Raw genomic sequence first — 19,641 nt, 5'->3', positions numbered from 1 at the left:
CGAGTTGGAATCAGTTTTTTATTTATCTTGGCAGTGAGGAAAGCTGAAAACCAAACGTGACATGATCTTGAACTGGAATCCACGCGCCGATTCCCTGTGACGTGACATTTTTCACGACGAGTTTTCGTTTATTTCCTTTCAGCACTAAGTACACTTCTCCGTAAGTCACTTTTCCTTTTTCATTCACAGCCGGTGCATATGCATGTAGATAACCGATTTTTTTAGGAGCGACTTTATAAATCTGATCCCGTTTTGTGCCAGCCCCAATGACCGTCTCAAATGCAAGCGGGAGGTTCGTTTTCTTCATTGCTTTTTGCATCATCATGCTTTTGACATCTTCAGCATTTGGAACTTTAGCTGTCAAGCCACCCTTCACTCTGTACTGCTGTTCCTGGGCATAATGCATTTCAGCAGTTTCTTTCCCGCCGCGGTTATCCGCACGGTTTGTATTGATTTTTTTATATTCCCAGTTTGCGACTGTTTCATTTGATTCATAGCCGAGCGCCCATTTCCCGAGAAATATTGTCGCCCGGTACCCTACTGCAAGCGGTGTGCCGGATATGTTGGATTCATTCAGCATTTTGATGAGATGCGGATTTTCAATCTTTACCTCAGAATGATCGAGCAATTCCTTTGCCAGCTTGCTCGGCTGAAGCATTGGCTGATCCTGTGAAGCATTCGGATACGTGTTTTCCTTTGAAATGCTTGCGACAGAATTAGGAACCTTAAACTGCTTTTTCGCGTGGATGGGCTGAACGCCGAAAAAACTAAAGAATAACAACACGATAAGTGTGGAATGAAATAGCTTTTTCATCATATCACTCTTTCTATGGCATTTTCCCTTAGTCTTTTCATCCCGCTTTGTTGTTATCCATCATTTTTTCAGGTTAAAGAAGGAAAAAGCCGATCGCCATAATGACATATGCAGCAAGCAGTGTCGCCCCTTCAAACCAGTTGGAATCCCCGTCATTCGAAATCGCGATCATCAAGAGAACCGCTGATACCATCGCGACGAGCTCCGGCAATGTAAATACAAGCGGCATGCTTGTCGGAAAAAAGATAGAACAGATGACGAGAACCGGTGCGACAAACATAGCGATCTGCAGCGTAGAGCCGACTGCAATTTCAACCGCAATGTCCATTTTATTTTTGAAGGCCATAATAATCGCTGACGCGTGCTCCGCCGCATTTCCTACAATCGCCACGATGATGACCCCGATAAACAGCTCGCTCCACCCGAACTGTTCAGCAACCGAGTGAAAGGTATGGACCAGGTTTTCGGATATGTATGCAACCACAATCGTTGCCGCAAACAAGACAATCGTCGCAACCTTCCCTGACCATTCCGGCTCTTCCTCTTCTTCAGACTGAGCGGCATTATTCGGCTGATAAACGCCCCGATGCGTGACAAGTTTAAAGTACAGCGCCGCCACATACAACAGAATCATAATGATGCTGATGCCGATGCTTAAATTGAGCTTGCTGGCGTTTCCCATACCAACAGAGAATACCTCCGGAATCACAAAGGCGACAATGATGGCAAAAATCAGAAGCCCGGAGTTATGGCGGGCATCATGGATATTAAATTCCTGCCGCTTATATTTTAAACCGCCGACAAAAAACGATAGGCCCGCTACCAGCAACAGGTTCCCCAGCACTGAACCGGTTAAAGAGGCAAGCACGATTCCTGTCAGGCCTTCTTTTAATGCAAAAAGGGAAATAATCAGCTCCACCGCATTCCCGAAGGTTGCATTCAACAAACCGCCGATACGCGGTCCTGCAATGATGGACAGTGATTCTGTCGCCCTCCCCATATAGCTTGCAAGAGCGATAATCGTCACGCAATAAACGGCAAATAGAACCGCGGAAGGCCAATGCATCAAACTGCCAATCACAGAAAGCGGAACACCGGCCGCCACTAAAATAAAAAAGATACGATTCATGGTGAAATAGCTCCTTTTTTATGACTTGTTTTATTTTTATTCTTCACAAAAACCTTCATGATTACACGAGGGCAAATGTATAGCGTGATATAGGCTTTTTTCAGGTTGCCTGCTTTTGGAAAACATTGTACGATCAACATAGATTCCACATAAGGAGAACTGACACGATGTCACGATTTCATTTCTTTATCCTTGTCTTGCTCGTATCCATTTCCGGGTTTTCACAAGGCATGCTGCTGCCTGTCATTTCAATCATTTTTGAAACAAATGGAGAATCCGCTGCTATCAACGGCCTGCACGCGACCGGGCTGTATATCGGTGTGCTTTTGGCTTCGCCGTTTATGGAAGCGCCGCTCAGAAAGCTCGGATTCAAGCCGCTGATCGTCATGGGCGGAAGCATTGTCATTTTAAGCTTATTCGGATTTATTTGGCTTCAGTCAGTTTGGGTCTGGTTCCTGCTTCGCCTGTTCATTGGAATCGGCGACCACATGCTTCACTTTTCTACGCAAACGTGGGTGACCTCCATGTCATCAAAACAAAATCGCGGAAGAAACCTGTCTATTTACGGGCTTTCCTTTGGCCTTGGCTTTGCCGCAGGCCCGTTCATGGTGCCGCTTGTCAAGCTGAGTCCGTCGCTTCCTTTTATCGTGTCCGGCTGCATCAGTCTGTTTGCGTGGCTTTTTGTTTTCTTTCTACAAAATGCATACCCGGAAACCAGTCCTCATGAAACCAAATCAGACAATAGTTTCAGGCGATTTTATCAGGCCATGCTGTTTGGGTGGGTTGCCTTTATGCCTACATTTGGCTACGGCTTTCTGGAAACGGCGCTGAACGGAAGCTTTCCGGTGTACGCGCTCCGTTTGGGGATATCAGTAGACGCAGTAGCGATCATCCTTCCCGCATTTGCGATTGGAAGCATTATCTTTCAGTTTCCGCTCGGCATCCTCAGCGATAAATACGGCAGGCGGAATGTGCTGCTGGTGATTTTACTGACTGGGGCTCTTTGCTTTTTCATCGCCGGTGTATTTCCTTCGCCTTACGTGATCGGCGGCTGCTTTTTTATTGCAGGAATGGCAGTCGGATCAACCTTTACACTTGGCATCAGCTATATGACAGACCTTCTTCCGCCTCACCTCCTGCCGGCGGGGAACCTGCTTTGCGGCATTACATTCAGTCTCGGCAGCATCCTCGGCCCAGTTGCCGGCGGCTGGTATATGCAGACATTTGAAAGCGCAAACTTGTTCTACTTCATTACTCTCACGCTTAGCGCTGTGTGGCTGGCCCTTGTGCTGGGCAAACCGAAAAGCTGGTCACCGGCTGAAACCTATTCTTCATCTTCTTAATCAAAAAGCCTCCCGACATCATGTCAGGAGGCTTTTATGCTAATGGTAGCCGTTTTGTCCGTTGGCGCTTCCGCTTGTTTTATGGCTCGATTTGCTTTTCGAGTTTTGTTTGTTATGGCTTCCGCCTTTTTTCGTATGCTTGGTCATCACGATATCCCCCCGACTTCTTTTTGAACCGAAGTTCGTTTATAGGGTGCGCTAATGGTAGGGATTTTCATCAGGAAGCTTTTTACGTTTATGTAAAAGAGCGTTGATTTCTCCACCTAGGATAATTAAAATGCCGCTCAAGTAAAACCAAATCATCAGAACGATGATTCCCCCGATGCTCCCGTAAGTGGCGCTATAGTTCGCAAACGTGCTGACGTAAAATGAAAACAATGTGCTGACAATGATCCAGCCGATAGTCGCAAAGACCGCACCCGGCATGACAAACCGGAGAGACAGCTTTTTGTTCGGCGCAATCACATACAGCGCGGAAAAAACAATCAACAGCACAAGCGGACTGACACCCCAGCGAATGGCGGCCCAGACGGATAAAAACAGATCCGACGCGCCGACAAAGTCAGAAGCGAGCCTTCCAATCTCCCGGCCAAATACCGGCAGAAGCAAAGCCACTAAAATCGTAAATACCATGGCAATCGTCAAAAAAATCGAGGTTAGACGAACAATGATAAAAGAGCGGTTTTCTTCCACATCATACGCGTGGTTTAGCGACCGGACGATCGCGTTCATTCCATTAGACGCAGACCATAATGCGGCGATAATCCCGAATGACAGCAAACCGCCATTTCGATTATTTAAGGTTTGATGGGTAATGGATTCAACGAGAGACATTGCACTGGCGGGAGCATATTGTTCTATGACTCCTAAAACATCATCGGTAGAAAGCGGAAGATACGCGGTGAGCGTCAGCATAAAAATCAAAAACGGAAACAGTGACAATAGAAAAAAATACGCCAGCTCCGCTGATTTACTTTGTCCTTCATGAAGGGTGTATCTGCTGAAAAGCTCTTTCAAAAAACTCATGTCGTCTCACCTCGCATGTTTGATCATTTTTTTGAAAAATGCTCTTTCGTTTCTTGCAGAAGTTCCATCACTTGCGGCGTTGTTTTCTTCAGCTCTTTCACCTGCTGGTTCACAAAGTCGACTTCCTTTGAAAGCGTTTGGGCGAGCTTTTTGGCCTCATCCACTTTTGTGATGACAGTGTTTTTTAACAGCTCCGGATTGCTTTTATACAGTGAAAGTTTATGCTTGCATGTCAGCCATCTCATGCCGCACGCCTGTCTTGTCGGCTTATGGAGCAGTGATAACGCCGCGCCTGCCGCAGCTCCGAGAAATATCCCTTTCAGCATTAACCGTTCGTTGTTCATGCAAATTCTCCTTTCACTCACAATTGTTTTTCTTTTTGAATAGACGCAAGCAGATGCTCACAGCCCGATTTGATTAATTGGCAGACTTCTTCAAAATTCCCTGTGTAGTAAGGATCGGGAACGTCGGCAAGATCTGAATCTTCAACATAGTCCAAAAGCCTTTTGATATGCGAGGTGTTTTTAAATCCCGCCATGCTTCTGAGGCTTCCGATATTTTCTGCATCCATTGCAATGATGTAATCAAAATCGGCCAGATCCTGTTCGCTGACTTGACGCGCCAGCATGCCATCAAAGCTGATTCCTTCTCTGCGCAATATCTCCTGCGTTCCCTCATGCGGCGGATTGCCGATGTGCCAGCCGCCGATTCCCGCTGAGTCCGCCTTGATTTTCTCCTCTAATCCTTTTTTGGCTGCAAGGTCCCGAAAAATCGCTTCCGCCATCGGAGACCGGCAAATGTTACCTAAACAAACAAATAACACGCTTATCATATTGTCCAACCTCCCTATTCTTTGCCCCTATTTCTCTAAAAAGAAACCTTCATGAATATCTTAGTAGGATGTTCATTTTCTTTTCAACTGATGTCTTCACTTTTTTGGAATGAACAGCCTGCTTTTAGAATAGGGTTTTTTTCTGATGGAATTCTGTTAGAATAAAACATACCTATATTGCGCATAGAAAGGATGGAACCCTTTGTCCAGCCCAAATACAGAAACATTAACTCAAATGATTGAAGAGATTTCCCAAAAGCTGAACATGCTGAACGTCGGCGTAATCAAAGCGGAGGATTTCAGTGATGAGAAGATTGAAGACCTCACGTACCTTCACAGAATGGTGATGAAAAAAGAATCATTCAGCCCAAGTGAAATGCAGGCGATTGCTCAAGAATTAGCCTCGCTTCGTAAATAATGGAGACTGGCCGGAAACTCGGCGAGTCTTTTTTATCATTTCCCCAAACCAAAACAGCAAAGTGTTCGAATAAGATTTGAAGGAGTACAAGCATGCAAACGACATCTATCAAAACAGCATCCGGAATGTATATCAACTACTTCTTTCTGGGGATGGTCAACATCATTCTCGCATCCAATATGTCTTCATTAACAAAACAGTGGAATACCGATCCGACCGGCATCAGTTATGTCATTGCCGCTATCGGGTTTGGCAAACTTCTGACATACGGCATTTCCGGCGTTCTATCAGATAAAATCGGCAGAAAGCCGCTTGTTGTCGCTTCTGCGGGAATTATGGCCGTCTTTTTAGTCGGTATTCCTTTATCACCGAGCTATGAGCTGGCGTTTGTGTTCGCCTTATTAGCCGGAGTCGCAAATTCAGCGATGGATGCCGGAACATATCCGGCCCTAACCGAGCTCTTTCCGTCTGCTTCCGGTTCGGCGAATGTCTTGGTCAAAGCCTTTATGTCTGTCGGGGCCGCACTTTTGCCGCTTTTGATCACATTTTTATCAGACCACAGCATGTTTTACGGATTTGCTTTTTATCTGCCGGCAGCGGTCTATCTCCTGAATATTATTTATTTATCAACGCTTTCGTTTCCTAAAAAACATAAGAAACCAACTAATAGCGGCCAACAGGAATCTCCCGTTTTCTTGTCTGAACCCGTTTTTCAGAAGGAAGGCACCGCACTGATTATCATCGGTTTTACATCCACGGCTTTATTTACGGTTTCTCAAATCTGGCTCCCGAGCTACGCGCAAAAGGCAGCCGGTTTAGCTGAATCAGCATCTGTACAATTGCTGAGCTATTATAGTATAGGATCTCTGGCATCTGTTTTATTATTAGCCGTTTTGCTGAATAGATGGGTCAAACCTGTCTTCATAACGCTCTTATATCCTATTATTACTTTATGTACGCTCGCAGTCATGCTGACCGTTCATATCCCAGTTGTGCTGGACATCACTGCCTTTTTCTTAGGCTTTTCAACTGCGGGTGTGTTTCAAATTACCATTACGTTAATGACAGAGCTTTTCTGGAAGCGAAAAGGAACCGTTACCGGAATTGTAGCGACCGCTTCAAGTCTTGCATCAATTCTGCTGCCGATTGCAACAGGGCTTATCGCAAAAGCGGGGGGCATCGCCCATATTTTCATATTCGACTTCGGCATTGCGGTCATCGGAACGGCTGCAGCTGCTTTCTTGTATTACAGGTACAAGAAACTGACAGGTGCTCAAGCCTAAGCAACAAAAAAACGGACGCCCAAGAGCGTCCGTTTTTTCTTATTTCTCAAGCAATGCCAATGACTCGCGGTTAAATGCCGGTATATCGTCCGGTGTGCGGCTAGTGACCAATTGATCCTGGCAAACAACCACTTCCTTGTCCACAACGTCGGCACCGGCGTTTTCCATGTCAACACGAATGGACGTATAGCCCGTCGCTTTTCGGCCGTCGAGCGCTTTCGCATTGATTAAAAGCTGCGGGCCGTGGCAAATGGCGAATACCGGCTTTTTGTCAGTCATAAACGCTTTTGTAAATTGGACGAAACGATCGTCAGCGCGAAGCTGGTCTGGTGAAAATCCTCCGGGAATCAAAAGCGCATCAAAGTCTGAAGGGTTTACGTCGTCAATGGACGCGTCAACCGTCACTTCCGCTTTTCCCTGCTTGCCTTTTACTGTTTTTCCTTTTTCTTTTTCGATGATAGTCAGTTCATGTCCCGCTTCTTTAAAAGCTTTCGCAGGCTCAGTGTACTCGCTGTCCTCAAAATAATCTGTTAAAACCACTGCAATTTTTTTCCCCATGATTCATAACCTCCCGCTTTATATGTCTACATAAAACACTCTACCCCAGCCACACTAAAATAAACATTCCGCGATTGTGACAAACGATAAGCATAAATACCCAGTATTTGTCGCTTGATACTGCTACATAATACTCATTTTTCTCCCTTTTACAATAATCATAAAGAAACACCTACAAATAGTTACAAAATATTCTTACAATAGGAGCTGTAACACAAATTTCGTTGAAAGGTGGAGAACTGGTGAGAATACAGAAAAGACGAACACACGTCGAAAACATTCTCCGTATTCTTTTGCCCCCAATTATGATACTTAGCCTAATCCTCCCAACACCACCCATTCATGCAGAAGAAAGCGCGGCTCCTCAGGTGCATCTGAATATTTTGGCTACGACTGATATTCATGCCAACATGATGGATTACGATTACTACAGCGACAAAGAAACGGCGGATTTCGGTCTGGCGAGAACAGCGCAATTGATCCAAAAGCACCGCGAGCAAAACCCTAACACCCTGCTTGTGGATAACGGCGACTTGATTCAAGGGAATCCGCTGGGTGAATACGCGGTGAAATATCAAAAAGACGACATTATCTCCGGCACGAAAACCCATCCGATTATCAGCGTCATGAATGCGCTGAAATACGACGCCGGAACGCTTGGCAATCATGAATTCAACTACGGGCTCGACTTTCTCGACGGCACAATCAAAGGAGCCGATTTCCCGATTGTAAATGCCAACGTCAAAACAACTAGCGGCGAAAACCGTTATACGCCGTATGTGATTAATGAAAAAACCCTTATTGATGAAAACGGTAATGAGCAGAAAGTAAAAGTCGGTTACATAGGCTTTGTCCCGCCGCAAATCATGACATGGGACAAAAAAAATCTCGAGGGGCAGGTTCAGGTGCAGGATATCGTAGAATCCGCCAATGAAACGATCCCGAAAATGAAGGCGGAAGGCGCAGATGTCATTATTGCCCTCGCCCACACCGGCATTGAAAAGCAGTCACAATCATCAGGTGCAGAAAACGCCGTATTTGACCTTGCCACCAAAACGAAAGGCATTGACGCGATTATCTCGGGCCATCAGCACGGACTCTTTCCTTCCGCCGAGTATGCGGGTGTTGCTCAGTTCAATGTGGAAAAGGGAACAATTAACGGCATTCCTGTCGTCATGCCAAGCAGCTGGGGCAAATATTTAGGCGTGATTGACCTCAAGCTTGAAAAGGCAGAGGGCTCATGGAAGGTAGCAGATTCCAAAGGAAGTATTGAATCTATTGCTGGCAACGTCACATCAAGAAACGAAACCGTTACAAACACCATTCAGCAAACACACCAAAACACACTGGAGTATGTCCGAAAGCCAGTCGGCAAAACCGAAGCAGATATTAACAGCTTCTTTGCACAGGTCAAAGATGATCCTTCCATTCAGATCGTGACTGACGCGCAAAAATGGTATGCTGAAAAAGAAATGAAGGATACTGAGTACAAGGACCTTCCAATTTTGTCTGCGGGGGCGCCGTTTAAAGCAGGCGGCAGAAACGGAGCCAATTACTATACAAACATTCCAGCCGGAGATCTTGCGATTAAAAATGTCGGTGACTTGTATCTTTACGATAATACTGTTCAAATCGTCAAGCTGACAGGCAGCGAGGTCAAGGACTGGCTGGAGATGTCAGCAGGCCAATTCAATCAAATTGATCCAGCCAAAGGCGGCGATCAGACCTTGCTGAACGAGAATTTCCGTTCCTATAATTTTGACGTGATTGACGGTGTCACATATCAGGTCGATGTGACAAAACCGGCTAAATACAATGAGAACGGAAAAGTGATCAATGCGGATTCATCCCGTATCATCAATCTTTCCTATGAAGGCAAGCCGATCAGCCCAAGCCAGGAATTTCTCGTGGTCACCAATAACTATCGTGCGTCCGGAGGCGGCGGGTTCCCTCATCTGACGAGCGATAAAATTGTCCACGGCTCTGCGGTTGAAAACAGGCAGGTGCTGATGGATTACATTATTGAACAAAAAACAGTCAATCCAAAAGCAGACAACAACTGGTCAATCGCGCCTGTTTCCGGCACGAATCTGACGTTTGAATCCTCGCTTTTGGCCAAGCCATTTGCCGATAAAGCAGACGACGTCGCTTATGTAGGCAAGTCTGCGAATGAAGGCTATGGTGTGTATAAGCTGCAATTCGATGATGATTCAAATCCAGATCCTCCTAAAGACGGACTGTGGGATCTGACCGTCATGCACACCAATGATACGCACGCCCATCTCGATGATGCAGCGAGACGAATGACGAAAATCAACGAAGTGCGCAGCGAAACAAATCACAACATTCTCCTTGATGCGGGAGATGTGTTTTCCGGCGATCTGTATTTTACTAAATGGAACGGTTTGGCCGATCTGAAAATAATGAACATGATGGGCTATGACGCCATGACCTTCGGGAACCATGAATTTGACAAAGGCCCGACGGTGCTTTCTGATTTTCTAAGCGGAAACAGCGCAACCGTTGATCCGGCGAACCGCTATCACTTTGAAGCGCCGGAATTTCCGATTGTCAGTGCAAACGTAGATGTGTCAAATGAGCCCAAGCTGAAATCATTTGTCAAAAAGCCGCAAACCTTTACGGCAGGTGAAAAGAAAGAGGCCGGCATTCACCCTTACATTCTGTTAGACGTTGACGGGGAGAAAGTCGCCGTATTCGGCCTGACAACAGAAGATACAGCCACCACATCAAGCCCGGGCAAAAGCATCGTATTCAATGATGCCTTTGAAACAGCACAAAACACCGTCAAAGCGATTCAAGAAGAAGAAAAGGTAAATAAAATTATTGCTTTAACCCACATCGGGCATAACCGGGATCTTGAGCTAGCCAAAAAAGTAAAAGGCATTGATTTGATCATCGGCGGACACACTCACACCCTCGTAGACAAAATGGAGGTCGTGAACAACGAAGAACCGACGATCGTGGCACAGGCAAAAGAATACGGCCAATTCTTGGGGCGCGTTGATGTCGCGTTTGATGAAAATGGCGTTGTGCAAACAGACAAATCAAATCTGAGCGTGCTGCCAATTGATGAGCATACAGAAGAAAACGCAGAAGCAAAACAAGAGCTTGATCAGTTCAAAAGTGAATTAGAAGACGTAAAAAATGAAAAAGTCGGCTATACGGATGTGGCGCTTGACGGCCAGCGTGAGCATGTGCGCACGAAAGAAACGAATCTCGGAAACTTCATCGCGGACGGTATGCTGGCAAAAGCGAAAGAAGCAGCCGGCGCCAGAATAGCGATAACAAATGGCGGCGGCATCAGAGCCGGCATTGACAAAGGTGATATCACACTCGGCGAGGTGCTCAACGTGATGCCGTTCGGCAATACGCTTTACGTGGCCGATTTAACCGGAAAACAAATTAAAAAAGCCCTTGAACAAGGCCTAAGCAATGTGGAAAATGGCGGCGGCGCTTTCCCTCAGGTGGCCGGAATCGAATATACCTTTACATTAAACAACAAACCTGGACACCGTGTGTTAGAAGTGAAAATTGAATCGCCTAACGGAGACAAAGTTGCTATAAATACGGATGATACCTACCGCGTGGCAACAAATAATTTTGTTGGTGCCGGTGGAGACGGATATTCTGTCTTTACAGAAGCCTCCCATGGTGAAGACCTTGGCTACGTTGATTATGAGATTTTCACCGAACAGCTGAAAAAACTAGGAAACAAGGTCTCTCCTAAAGTTGAAGGACGGATCAAAGAAGTATTCCTGCCGACAAAGCAGAAGGACGGCAGCTGGACACTTGATGAAGACAAATTTGAGATTTACGCTAAAAATGCCAACACGCCGCTTGTCTATTACGGAACACATGAAGGATCACAAGAGAAGCCTATCAATCTCAAAGTAAAAAAAGATCAGGTCAAACTTTTGAAAGAAAGAGAGTCAGATCCTTCATTGACGGTGTTCAACTACTGGTACAGCATGAAGATGCCAATGGCGAACCTTAAAACTGCAGACACTGCAATCGGAATCAAGTCGACGGGAGAATTGAATGTGTCATTGGCAGATGTATATGACTTTACAGTAAAGCAAAAAGGAAAAGAAATAAAATCATTCAAGGAGCCCGTTCAGCTTTCGCTTCGCATGTTTGATATTGAAGAAGCCCATAACCCTGCCATTTATCATGTCGACAGGAAAAAGAAAGCTTTCACAAAGACAGATAACGGATCAGTTGACGATGATATGGTGACAGGATATACAAACCACTTCAGCGAATACACGATCTTAAATTCCGGTTCGAACAACAAACCGCCGGCATTCCCGTCCGACCAACCGACAGGCGGTGATGACGGCAATCATGGCGGCGGCTCCGACAAACCAGGCGGAAAACAGCCAACTGACGGAAACGGAGGAAATGATACGCCTCCCGGCACTCAACCGACTAACGGCTCTGGAGGAAACGGTTCGGGCGGATCAGGAACAGACGGTCCGGCTGGCGGCCTGCTTCCGGACACAGCCACATCCATGTACTCGATCCTGTTGGCCGGATTTCTTATCAGCGCACTCGGAACGGCAATGTACTTACATCAGAGGAGAAAACAGAATAGAGCGAATCAGGCATAAAAAAAGAGCTGCTCGCTAAGCGAGCAGCTTTCTTTTTTATACCCACTTCACAACATCTTCAACAGCAGATCTTGTTTTCGGACGAGGGTCTCTCACTCGGTAGCCAAATGCCACCATCACAGAAATATCGAAGCTTCCGTTTTCCAGAAGGCCTTCTTCTTCAAGAATACGGTGAATGTGATCGTACTGGAAGCCTTCTATCGGGCAGGAATCAACACCGATTTGCGCAGCGGCAGTCATCATGTTGCCAAGCGCGATATAGGTTTGTTTTGATGCCCAGTCAAACAATGTTCTGTCACTTTCAAGCAAATGCAAATCGTTTTTCTGGAATTCTTCTGTTTTGCTTAAATAGCCTTCGTACACGTCTTGAGGCATTTGTTTTACTTCTTTTAAATGACGTTTGATGTAGTCCGCATTATATTTGATATCCTTCGCTGTACGCGCAAGAATCAGGACGAAATGGCTTGCGGTCGGCAGCTGCTTTTGCGCGCCCCATGTGTATTCACGAAGCTTCTCGCGGAACTCCGGATTTTGGACGACGACAAATTTCCAAGGCTCAAGGCCGAGTGAGCTCGGAGACAGTCTTCCTGTTTCTAAAATAAATTCAAAATCGCTGTCTGACACTTTTTTATTCGGGTCAAATTCCTTAGTCGCATGCCTGAAATTGTATGCATCCAGAATTTGTGTCTTTAGATCTGCCATGTAAAACACCTCTCCTTTAGATTACTCTCATCTCTATTGTAGCCATTATGATAAAAAGTAAAAGTACGCACATTTTTGTTGGATAGTATCAATTTTGATACCAAACAAAAAAGCGCGCTGCCGCAGGCAGGCGCCTCTCTCATTTCCCCCGCCGCGCAAAATCAACAAATCGGAATTTGTCGAGACGGTGTCTGCTTTCCGTATATTGAAACAAACTGGTATCCTCCAAAAAGACGTAGTTTCTCACCACGACCATATGGTCATAGCCGCGTAAATCGAGCAGCTCTCTGTCCTCGTCCGTACACGGCTCGGCGACAATTTCTTTTTGGGCGTAACTGATCGAAAGACCGAGCTCTCCTTCTATATATTCATATATGGAGTTTTCACAAATTTCTTTCGTCAGGTGAGGGACATGCTTTCTGAAAAAGTAATCCTTGTCCAAAATCACATGTTCCCCGTCAATCTTTCTAGACCTGATGACTTCCCAGATGTCGTCATCCAGATTGGCCCGGAGCTGTTTTTGGATCAGCTCTGACGGAGGCTCCAGCCCGAATTTGTGTACAGTTGTTTTCGTTTCTTTGCCAAGCGTTTGCGCGAGCTCCTTGAAGCTGACAAGGCCCGAAACGGGAAACTGCATTTTTTCACGATTGAGCACGACGGAGCCTTTTCCCCTGATTTTCTGGATATAACCGTTTTGCGCGAGCATATGAAGCGCCTTTCGGACCGTTTCTCTTGATGTACCGTACTGTGCGGTCAACTCATGTTCAGACGGAAGAATCTCCTCCGCTTTCCATCGGCCGCCTTCAATTTGCTGTGCGATGTCTTTATAAATTGTGATGAATTTATTCACCTTCATTATGGACCACCCAGCTTAGTTTAACACGGTTTCGTTAAACGATAAACAATGGACTCATACGGGCGAAGCGTCATGTTCTGAAGCCCTCCCCTTGCTTCATCGTTCGTCAACAGCACCTCTGCCTTCCATTCGTCAGGCGCTAAAGAGTCCGGCAGTGTAAAGGCCGCCTCTGTCCCGTAAAAATTATTGATCACGAGCAGCTTTTCATTGCTGCCGTGTCTGAGATACGCAAAAATGTTCGGGTCATCCTTTGCGATTATCTCATACGTACCCTCTGTCACAATGTCATACATTTTGCGAATCTGAATCAATTTTTGATAATGGTAAAACACCGAATTCTGATCCCTCAGCGCCGCTTCAGCATTGATTTCCCGGTAATTTCCTGCAACCGGTATCCATGGTGTGCCCGTTGTAAAACCGCCATTTTCCGTAGCATCCCACTGAACGGGGGTTCTGGAATTGTCACGGGATTTCGCCTGCAAAATGGCTGTAATATCTTGATCAGCCATTCCTTTTTCCTTAAAGGCGTGATACATGTTCAGCGATTCGACATCCCGATAGGAGCTGATGTCAGTGAACTTCGGATTCGTCATCCCCAGCTCCTCGCCCTGATAAATATAAGGCGTGCCCTGCATCATATGAATGGCCGTAGCCAGCATTTTCGCCGATTTCACCCTATATGCGCCATCATCTCCATATCTTGATACAACGCGCGGCTGATCATGATTGCACCAGAACAGAGCGTTCCATCCTCCTCCTGCGTGCATCCCCGTTTGCCAGTCAGATAGGATCTCCTTCAGCTTCAAAAAATCAAACGGCGCCAAGGCCCATTTTTCGCCGTTAGGATAGTCAACCTTGAGATGATGGAAGCTGAATGTCATATCAAGTTCTTTATTGTCAGGATTCGTATACCGGATGCAGTGGTCTACGGTTGTTGAAGACATCTCACCGACCGTCATGCTGTCGTAATGCGAAAACACCTTTTCGTTCATTTCATGCAGAAATTCGTGCACCCGCGGCCCGTCAGTGTAAAAAGAGCGGCCGTCGCCTTCCTCCGCATTCGGAAAGCGCTGATCTTTAGAAATCAGGTTGATGACATCAAGCCTAAAGCCGTCTATTCCCTTTTCAAACCAAAAATGCATCATGTCATAGACATGCTTTCTGACCTCTTCATTTTCCCAATTCAAATCAGCCTGTGTCACATCAAACAGATGCAAATAGTATTGGCCCGATGCTTCGTCAAGCTCCCATGCCGAGCCGCCGAATTTCGATTCCCAGTTCGTCGGAACAGAACCGTTTTCCTGCGGGTTTTTCCATATATAAAAATCACGATACGGGCTGTCTATTGAAGAGATCGCCTCGCGAAACCATTTGTGCTCTGTTGACGTATGATTGACAACAAGATCCATGACGATTTTCAGGTCTCTTTTATGTGCTTCGGACACTAGCCGCTCAAAATCCTCCATCGTTCCGTATTCAGGATAAATCGAGTAATAATCACGAATATCGTACCCATTATCATGCTGGGGAGAATCATAAATCGGCGTCAGCCAAAGCACATCCACCTGAAGTGTTTTTAAGTAATCCAGCTTTTCAATAATGCCGTTCAAATCGCCGACACCGTTTCCCGTCGTATCGTTAAAGCTTTTCGGATAAATTTGATAAACCACAGCTTTTTTCCACCATGGCGTTTGTTCTGTTTTCATCTGTCTCCACCACCATATTTAAATTGAAAATGGGAAAAGGGAACGTTCAACACGTCCCGCTCCCCATTTGTTATTTATGTTTGAATCTCGCATACGCGTATGTTCCGGCAAACGGCACGATCAATACAATAGCCATCCCGATTGCAAACGCGCCCCAGTGCTGGCTCATGATTGAGAAAATCCCCGGCACGCCGCCGACACCAACGGAGCTTGCCAGCACACCTTGAGAAGAAATATACATTCCGGCCAGGCCAGAGCTGACCATTGCAATGATAAACGGGAATCTGTATCGCAGATTCACCCCAAAGATGGCAGGCTCTGTAATGCCAAGATAAGCAGAAATCCCTGATGTGAGGGAGAGGCCTTTTTGTTTCTCATCCTTCACGATAAACATCATGGCCAGAGCCGCCGAACCTTGTGCGATATTAGAAAGCGCCAGCATCGGCCATAAAAAGGTGCCGCCGAGCTTTGAACCGATGAGCTGCAGGTCGACTGCAAGAAACGTGTGATGCATACCGGTAATCACGAGCGCTGAGTAGAAACCGCCATATAACAGACCGCCCAGTGCGGCAAAAGAACCAAACACCGAGATAAGCCCTGAAGTCAGTACATTACCGATCGCAAATGTAATCGGGCCGATAATGATAAAAGAGGCAAATCCCGTTAAGAGAAGCGTAATTGGTGCGACAACGAGCAGCTGTATGCCCTCAGGTGTGCGTTTTGTTAAAAATACCTCAATCTTCGCCAGCATATAAGAAGCGAGCAAAATTGGGAGCACCTGGCCCTGATAGCCGACTTTCTGCACCTCTAGGCCGAATAGATTCCATACCGGGATCTCTCCGCTTTGTTCTGCCGCGCCATATCCCCACGCATTCAGCAAATCAGGATGCACGAGCATAACCCCGAGCACAATGCCGAGAAGCGGATTGCCGCCGAACCGCTTGACGGCAGACCATCCGATTAACGCAGGCAAAAACGTAAAGGCCGTGCCTGCAATCAGGTTAATCATATTAGCAAGATCCGCCCACTGCGGATAAACCTGCACAATCGATTTTGTGCTGAAGAAAATGCCTTCCGCCGTTAAAATGTTATTGATCCCCATTAAAAGACCCGCCGTGACAATCGCAGGCAATATTGGAATAAAAATATCTGCAAGCGTTTTCACAGCACGCTGCAAAGGATTCATATTTTTTTCTGAGGCCTTCTTCACTTCATCCTTTGTTGACTCGCCAATCCCCGTTTCCTTAACCAGTTCAGCATATACTTTATTGACAGTTCCCTGGCCGATTACGACCTGAAACTGTCCGTTTGTCGAGAATGATCCCTTTACCACATCAATTTGATCAAGCATCTCTTGGTCAACCTTGCTTTCATCTATTAAAGCAAAACGCAAACGTGTAACACAATGAGTTGCCGCTGCAATATTTTCAGCACCGCCGACTGCTTCGACAATCTGACGTGCCGATTTGTTCAGTTCCCCCATGCCAACCCCTCCGTATCCGTTTTTATAACTTGTATATACAAATTATAATCATATTGTATTCCTGTATATACAGGTAGTCAACACTTTTTTATAGCGCTTTCATCCTAGTCTGGAATATATGAAACAGACAAGGTTACCCTAAAAGTCACAAGCACTTGTTGAATATGACATTAAAAAGCAGGGTGAGCCTCTATGAATAAACGCGACAAAGCGCTTCAGCTCATCAAAGAGCTTGAAGACAATCAGGACAGACCGATCTCTCCCAATTTGAAGGAAAACCTCGAAAATCTGACCTTATTAACAGAAGGCTGCTCAGACATCGTATTTAGACAATTTGACTTTGGAAACGGGCTGTGCGGATTTATTGTTTATATCGAAGGAATTGTAAAATCTGAACATATTCAGGATCACGCCCTCCGCCCTTTCTTAATGCATTTGACGGAACAAATAAATGAACATGAAGAGGCGCTGCAAAATACTCTATCAATTTCAAGTGTTGCAATAGAAACGATTATGAGCAAAGTGGCTGCATCCATCATTGAGGGGAACGCGGTTTTATTTGCCGACGGGCACTCAAAAGGGCTGATCTTAAATATAAAAGGCGGACAAAGAAGAAGCATTGAAGAGCCGATAACAGAATCGACCATCAGAGGGTCAAGAGAGGGCAGGGTCAATACCGCTCTTGTGCGCTTTCGCGTCAAAACGTTTCAGCTTAAAATGATCTCGTTTAAAATCGGCACGAAAACCAAAACCGATGTTGTCTTGGCCTATATTGACGGGCTTGCCGATCCAAAGGTCATTGACAAAGCAAAAAAAAGAATCAAAAAGATAAAGATTGATGCTGTCTTAGAAAGCGGATATATTGAAGAATTTATCGAAGACGACACGTACTCGCCATTCCCCCAGCTGCAATACACAGAAAGGCCGGACACCGTCGCCGCCCAGCTTCTCGAAGGCCGATTTGCCATTTTCACAGATAATACGCCCTTTGTCTTAACAGGCCCGATTACGTTTTGGCAGCTTATGCAGGCCAGTGAAGATTACTATGAGCGTTATTTGATGTCTAACTTAATCCGCTGGCTTCGCTATATGTTTTTATTCGTTGCTTTATATTTGCCGGCTATTTATGTTGCCGTTATTACATACCATCAGGACTTAATGCCGACAAACTTAATGTTCAGTGTGGCCTCTGCGCGTGAACCGATTCCTTTCCCCGCCATCATAGAAGCATTGATTATGGAAATTTCTTTTGAGGCTCTCCGTGAGGCGGGAGTGCGCCTGCCGAAAACCATCGGCCAGACCGTCAGTATTCTCGGGGCCCTAGTCATTGGGACAGCAGCTGTTGAAGCGGGAATTGTTTCTGCCCCCATGGTGATCATCGTATCGTTAACAGGGATCGCGTCTTTTACAATTCCGCGGTTTAACTTAGCTATCTCCATCAGGATGCTTCGTTTCCCGCTTATGTTTTTGGCGAGTATTTTTGGGATATTCGGCATTATGCTCGGCACGATTATCTTAGTGCTTCATTTATGCAAGCTGCAATCTTTCGGCATTCCTTATTTATCCGGGATTTCTCCGTTTAAACGAGATGAAGTAAAAGATATTTTTGTCAGGGCGCCTTGGTGGACGATGACCAGAAGGCCGGGCACGTATTCGCGCGGCAACGGACAGAAGGGGGCGAAAAGAGAGGACCCAAAAGATGAAGAAAACAATATATAAGTGTGTTTTGCCGCTTCTCATTTGTATCCTTCTAACGGGGTGCTGGGACCGGACAGAAATCAATGACATTGCATTTGTTGTCAGCTCAGCCATTGATAAGAAAAAAGATCAGTATCGAGTGGCCATGCAGATTCCCTTGGTCGGCCAATTAGGCGGACAAACAGGGGGCGGCGGCGGAACTGCCGGTTCAAAAACATGGTATGTTGATTCAGCTTCCGGCACTACGATCAGAGAAGCGAACAACAAGCTGCAAACCTCCTTGTCACGGACAATCAATACGTCCCACAGACGTACAGTCATTATTGGAGAGGATATGGCGAGAGACGGCGTTGCCCCAGTCTTTGATATTTTAACGCGAAATCCGCAGAACAGATTAACGGCGCTCATTTTAGTCAGCCGGGGAGAAGCGCGGGACATTTTAAATACCGATGTTCAGCTTGAACAATTTCCGGCGGAAATGATTCGGGAGCTGGCCATTATCGCAACGAGCCGCCCCGTTTTCTTAAGCAGATTCATGTCTGATCTAGTAGAAATAGGCAGTGATCCGTATGCACCGGTCATCTCTGCATCTAAAACAAAACCTGGAGGGAAAGGCAAATCTAATTTGAAAATTGACGGGCTTGCGATCTTTAAAAAGGACAGATTGATGGATATTTTCAAAGATGAACACATGACAGCAGCCCTGATGTTGCTGAATCAAGCCCGCCAGCCAGAATTCATAGTAGACCTGCCGAATCAAATGGGGCAAGCATCCATTCAGCTTCAAAAGTCCAATGCATCCTTTCATGCCGCTGAAAAAAACGGAAAGCTGTCAATGACAATCGAGATCAGAGCCAAAGGAATTATTATGGAAAACCAATCAACCTATGAGACGAGAGAAAATGACCAGTATTACATCATTCAAAAAGCACTAAACAGAACCATAAAGAAGGATGTGATCAGCACCGTTCATCGTTTGCAAAAGTTAAAGGCGGACCCGGCCGGCTTTCAAGACAGGACCATCAGAAGCACGGCAACCACGAAGAATCTGCTGAAAAAGGAATGGGAAGAGGTATATAAAGATATGGAGGTTCACGTCGTCCCAATTGTGACGATTGAGCAGGGCGGTGTCCTATACAAAACGATCAGCCATTAATGGAGG

At 45.9% G+C, this 19,641-nt stretch carries 16 protein-coding genes; 6 read left to right on the top strand and 10 right to left on the bottom strand.

Annotation, left to right across the window (positions count from 1 at the left end):
• Positions 1-22: 22 nt before the first annotated feature.
• Together NST79_RS04370 and cax are read right to left on the bottom strand one after the other, a co-directional pair.
• A complete protein-coding gene (locus NST79_RS04370; RefSeq protein WP_003233657.1) occupies positions 23-817 on the bottom strand; it encodes a YfkD famly protein in 795 nt (264 codons plus the stop codon).
• A 70-nt stretch (positions 818-887) separates the two neighbouring features.
• Complete coding sequence (cax, locus tag NST79_RS04365; RefSeq protein WP_003233658.1) at positions 888-1,943, bottom strand: calcium/proton exchanger; 1,056 nt, start codon at positions 1,941-1,943, stop codon at positions 888-890.
• A 167-nt stretch (positions 1,944-2,110) separates the two neighbouring features.
• Between cax and NST79_RS04360 the strand changes: the two genes are divergently transcribed.
• Entirely contained in the window at positions 2,111-3,286 is a 1,176-nt protein-coding gene (locus NST79_RS04360; RefSeq protein ID WP_003243008.1) for an MFS transporter, read from the top strand.
• A gap of 198 nt (positions 3,287-3,484) precedes the next feature.
• Here the strand turns inward: NST79_RS04360 and NST79_RS04355 are convergent, their stop codons facing one another.
• The 3 genes from NST79_RS04355 to yfkJ are packed head-to-tail and all read right to left on the bottom strand — an operon-like array spanning position 3,485 to position 5,144.
• Entirely contained in the window at positions 3,485-4,312 is an 828-nt protein-coding gene (locus NST79_RS04355; RefSeq protein WP_003242564.1) for a YihY family inner membrane protein, read from the bottom strand.
• 23 nt (positions 4,313-4,335) lie between these two features.
• A complete protein-coding gene (locus NST79_RS04350; protein WP_212059925.1) occupies positions 4,336-4,656 on the bottom strand; it encodes a hypothetical protein in 321 nt (106 codons plus the stop codon).
• Positions 4,657-4,673: 17 nt separating this feature from the next.
• Positions 4,674-5,144: a protein-tyrosine-phosphatase gene (yfkJ, locus tag NST79_RS04345; protein WP_019712686.1), complete on the bottom strand. Its 471-nt coding sequence runs from the start codon at positions 5,142-5,144 to the stop codon at positions 4,674-4,676.
• Positions 5,145-5,346: 202 nt separating this feature from the next.
• Here yfkJ and NST79_RS04340 point away from each other — a divergent pair, with 202 nt between their 5' ends.
• A complete protein-coding gene (locus NST79_RS04340) occupies positions 5,347-5,562 on the top strand; it encodes a DUF1128 domain-containing protein (RefSeq protein ID WP_003243712.1) in 216 nt (71 codons plus the stop codon).
• 92 nt (positions 5,563-5,654) lie between these two features.
• The gene (locus NST79_RS04335; RefSeq protein ID WP_003233671.1) at positions 5,655-6,845 is read left to right on the top strand and encodes an MFS transporter; all 1,191 of its coding nucleotides are present in this window, start codon (positions 5,655-5,657) and stop codon (positions 6,843-6,845) included.
• Between the two features lie 39 nt (positions 6,846-6,884).
• On the opposite strand, the gene yfkM is transcribed toward NST79_RS04335, so the two are convergent.
• Positions 6,885-7,403 (bottom strand): type 1 glutamine amidotransferase domain-containing protein, encoded by a 519-nt coding sequence (yfkM, locus tag NST79_RS04330; RefSeq protein ID WP_212059927.1) that lies wholly within the window; start codon positions 7,401-7,403, stop codon positions 6,885-6,887.
• Between the two features lie 242 nt (positions 7,404-7,645).
• On the opposite strand from yfkM, the gene NST79_RS04325 reads away from it, so the two are divergent.
• Positions 7,646-12,034, top strand: coding sequence for a multifunctional 2',3'-cyclic-nucleotide 2'-phosphodiesterase/3'-nucleotidase/5'-nucleotidase (locus tag NST79_RS04325; RefSeq protein ID WP_212059929.1), 4,389 nt, complete (start codon positions 7,646-7,648; stop codon positions 12,032-12,034).
• A 36-nt stretch (positions 12,035-12,070) separates the two neighbouring features.
• Here NST79_RS04325 and NST79_RS04320 read toward each other — a convergent pair whose 3' ends face one another.
• The 4 genes from NST79_RS04320 to treP all read right to left on the bottom strand — a co-directional run bounded on the left by NST79_RS04320 (position 12,071) and on the right by treP (position 16,781).
• Positions 12,071-12,736 carry an NAD(P)H-dependent oxidoreductase gene (locus tag NST79_RS04320; protein WP_003243096.1) on the bottom strand — a complete coding sequence of 222 codons (666 nt, stop codon included), beginning with the start codon at positions 12,734-12,736 and terminating at the stop codon, positions 12,071-12,073.
• A gap of 139 nt (positions 12,737-12,875) precedes the next feature.
• Positions 12,876-13,592 (bottom strand): trehalose operon repressor, encoded by a 717-nt coding sequence (gene treR / locus NST79_RS04315; RefSeq protein WP_003233679.1) that lies wholly within the window; start codon positions 13,590-13,592, stop codon positions 12,876-12,878.
• Between the two features lie 20 nt (positions 13,593-13,612).
• Positions 13,613-15,298 carry an alpha,alpha-phosphotrehalase gene (gene treC, locus NST79_RS04310; RefSeq protein WP_212059931.1) on the bottom strand — a complete coding sequence of 562 codons (1,686 nt, stop codon included), beginning with the start codon at positions 15,296-15,298 and terminating at the stop codon, positions 13,613-13,615.
• A 70-nt stretch (positions 15,299-15,368) separates the two neighbouring features.
• On the bottom strand, positions 15,369-16,781 hold the full coding sequence (treP, locus tag NST79_RS04305) for a PTS system trehalose-specific EIIBC component (protein ID WP_212059934.1): 1,413 nt from the start codon (positions 16,779-16,781) through the stop codon (positions 15,369-15,371).
• Between the two features lie 192 nt (positions 16,782-16,973).
• Here treP and NST79_RS04300 point away from each other — a divergent pair, with 192 nt between their 5' ends.
• Positions 16,974-18,500, top strand: a complete 1,527-nt coding sequence (locus tag NST79_RS04300) for a spore germination protein (RefSeq protein ID WP_212059937.1) — start codon at positions 16,974-16,976, stop codon at positions 18,498-18,500.
• Positions 18,481-19,635 carry a Ger(x)C family spore germination protein gene (locus tag NST79_RS04295; RefSeq protein WP_003243672.1) on the top strand — a complete coding sequence of 385 codons (1,155 nt, stop codon included), beginning with the start codon at positions 18,481-18,483 and terminating at the stop codon, positions 19,633-19,635. The genes NST79_RS04300 and NST79_RS04295 overlap by 20 nt, the downstream gene beginning before the upstream one ends.
• Positions 19,636-19,641: the final 6 nt, after the last annotated feature.

It is taken from the genome of Bacillus sp. PS196, from assembly GCF_037963555.1.
Taxonomy (GTDB): Bacteria; Bacillota; Bacilli; order Bacillales; family Bacillaceae; genus Bacillus; species Bacillus subtilis.
This window is presented reverse-complemented; position numbering and strand designations above follow the sequence as displayed.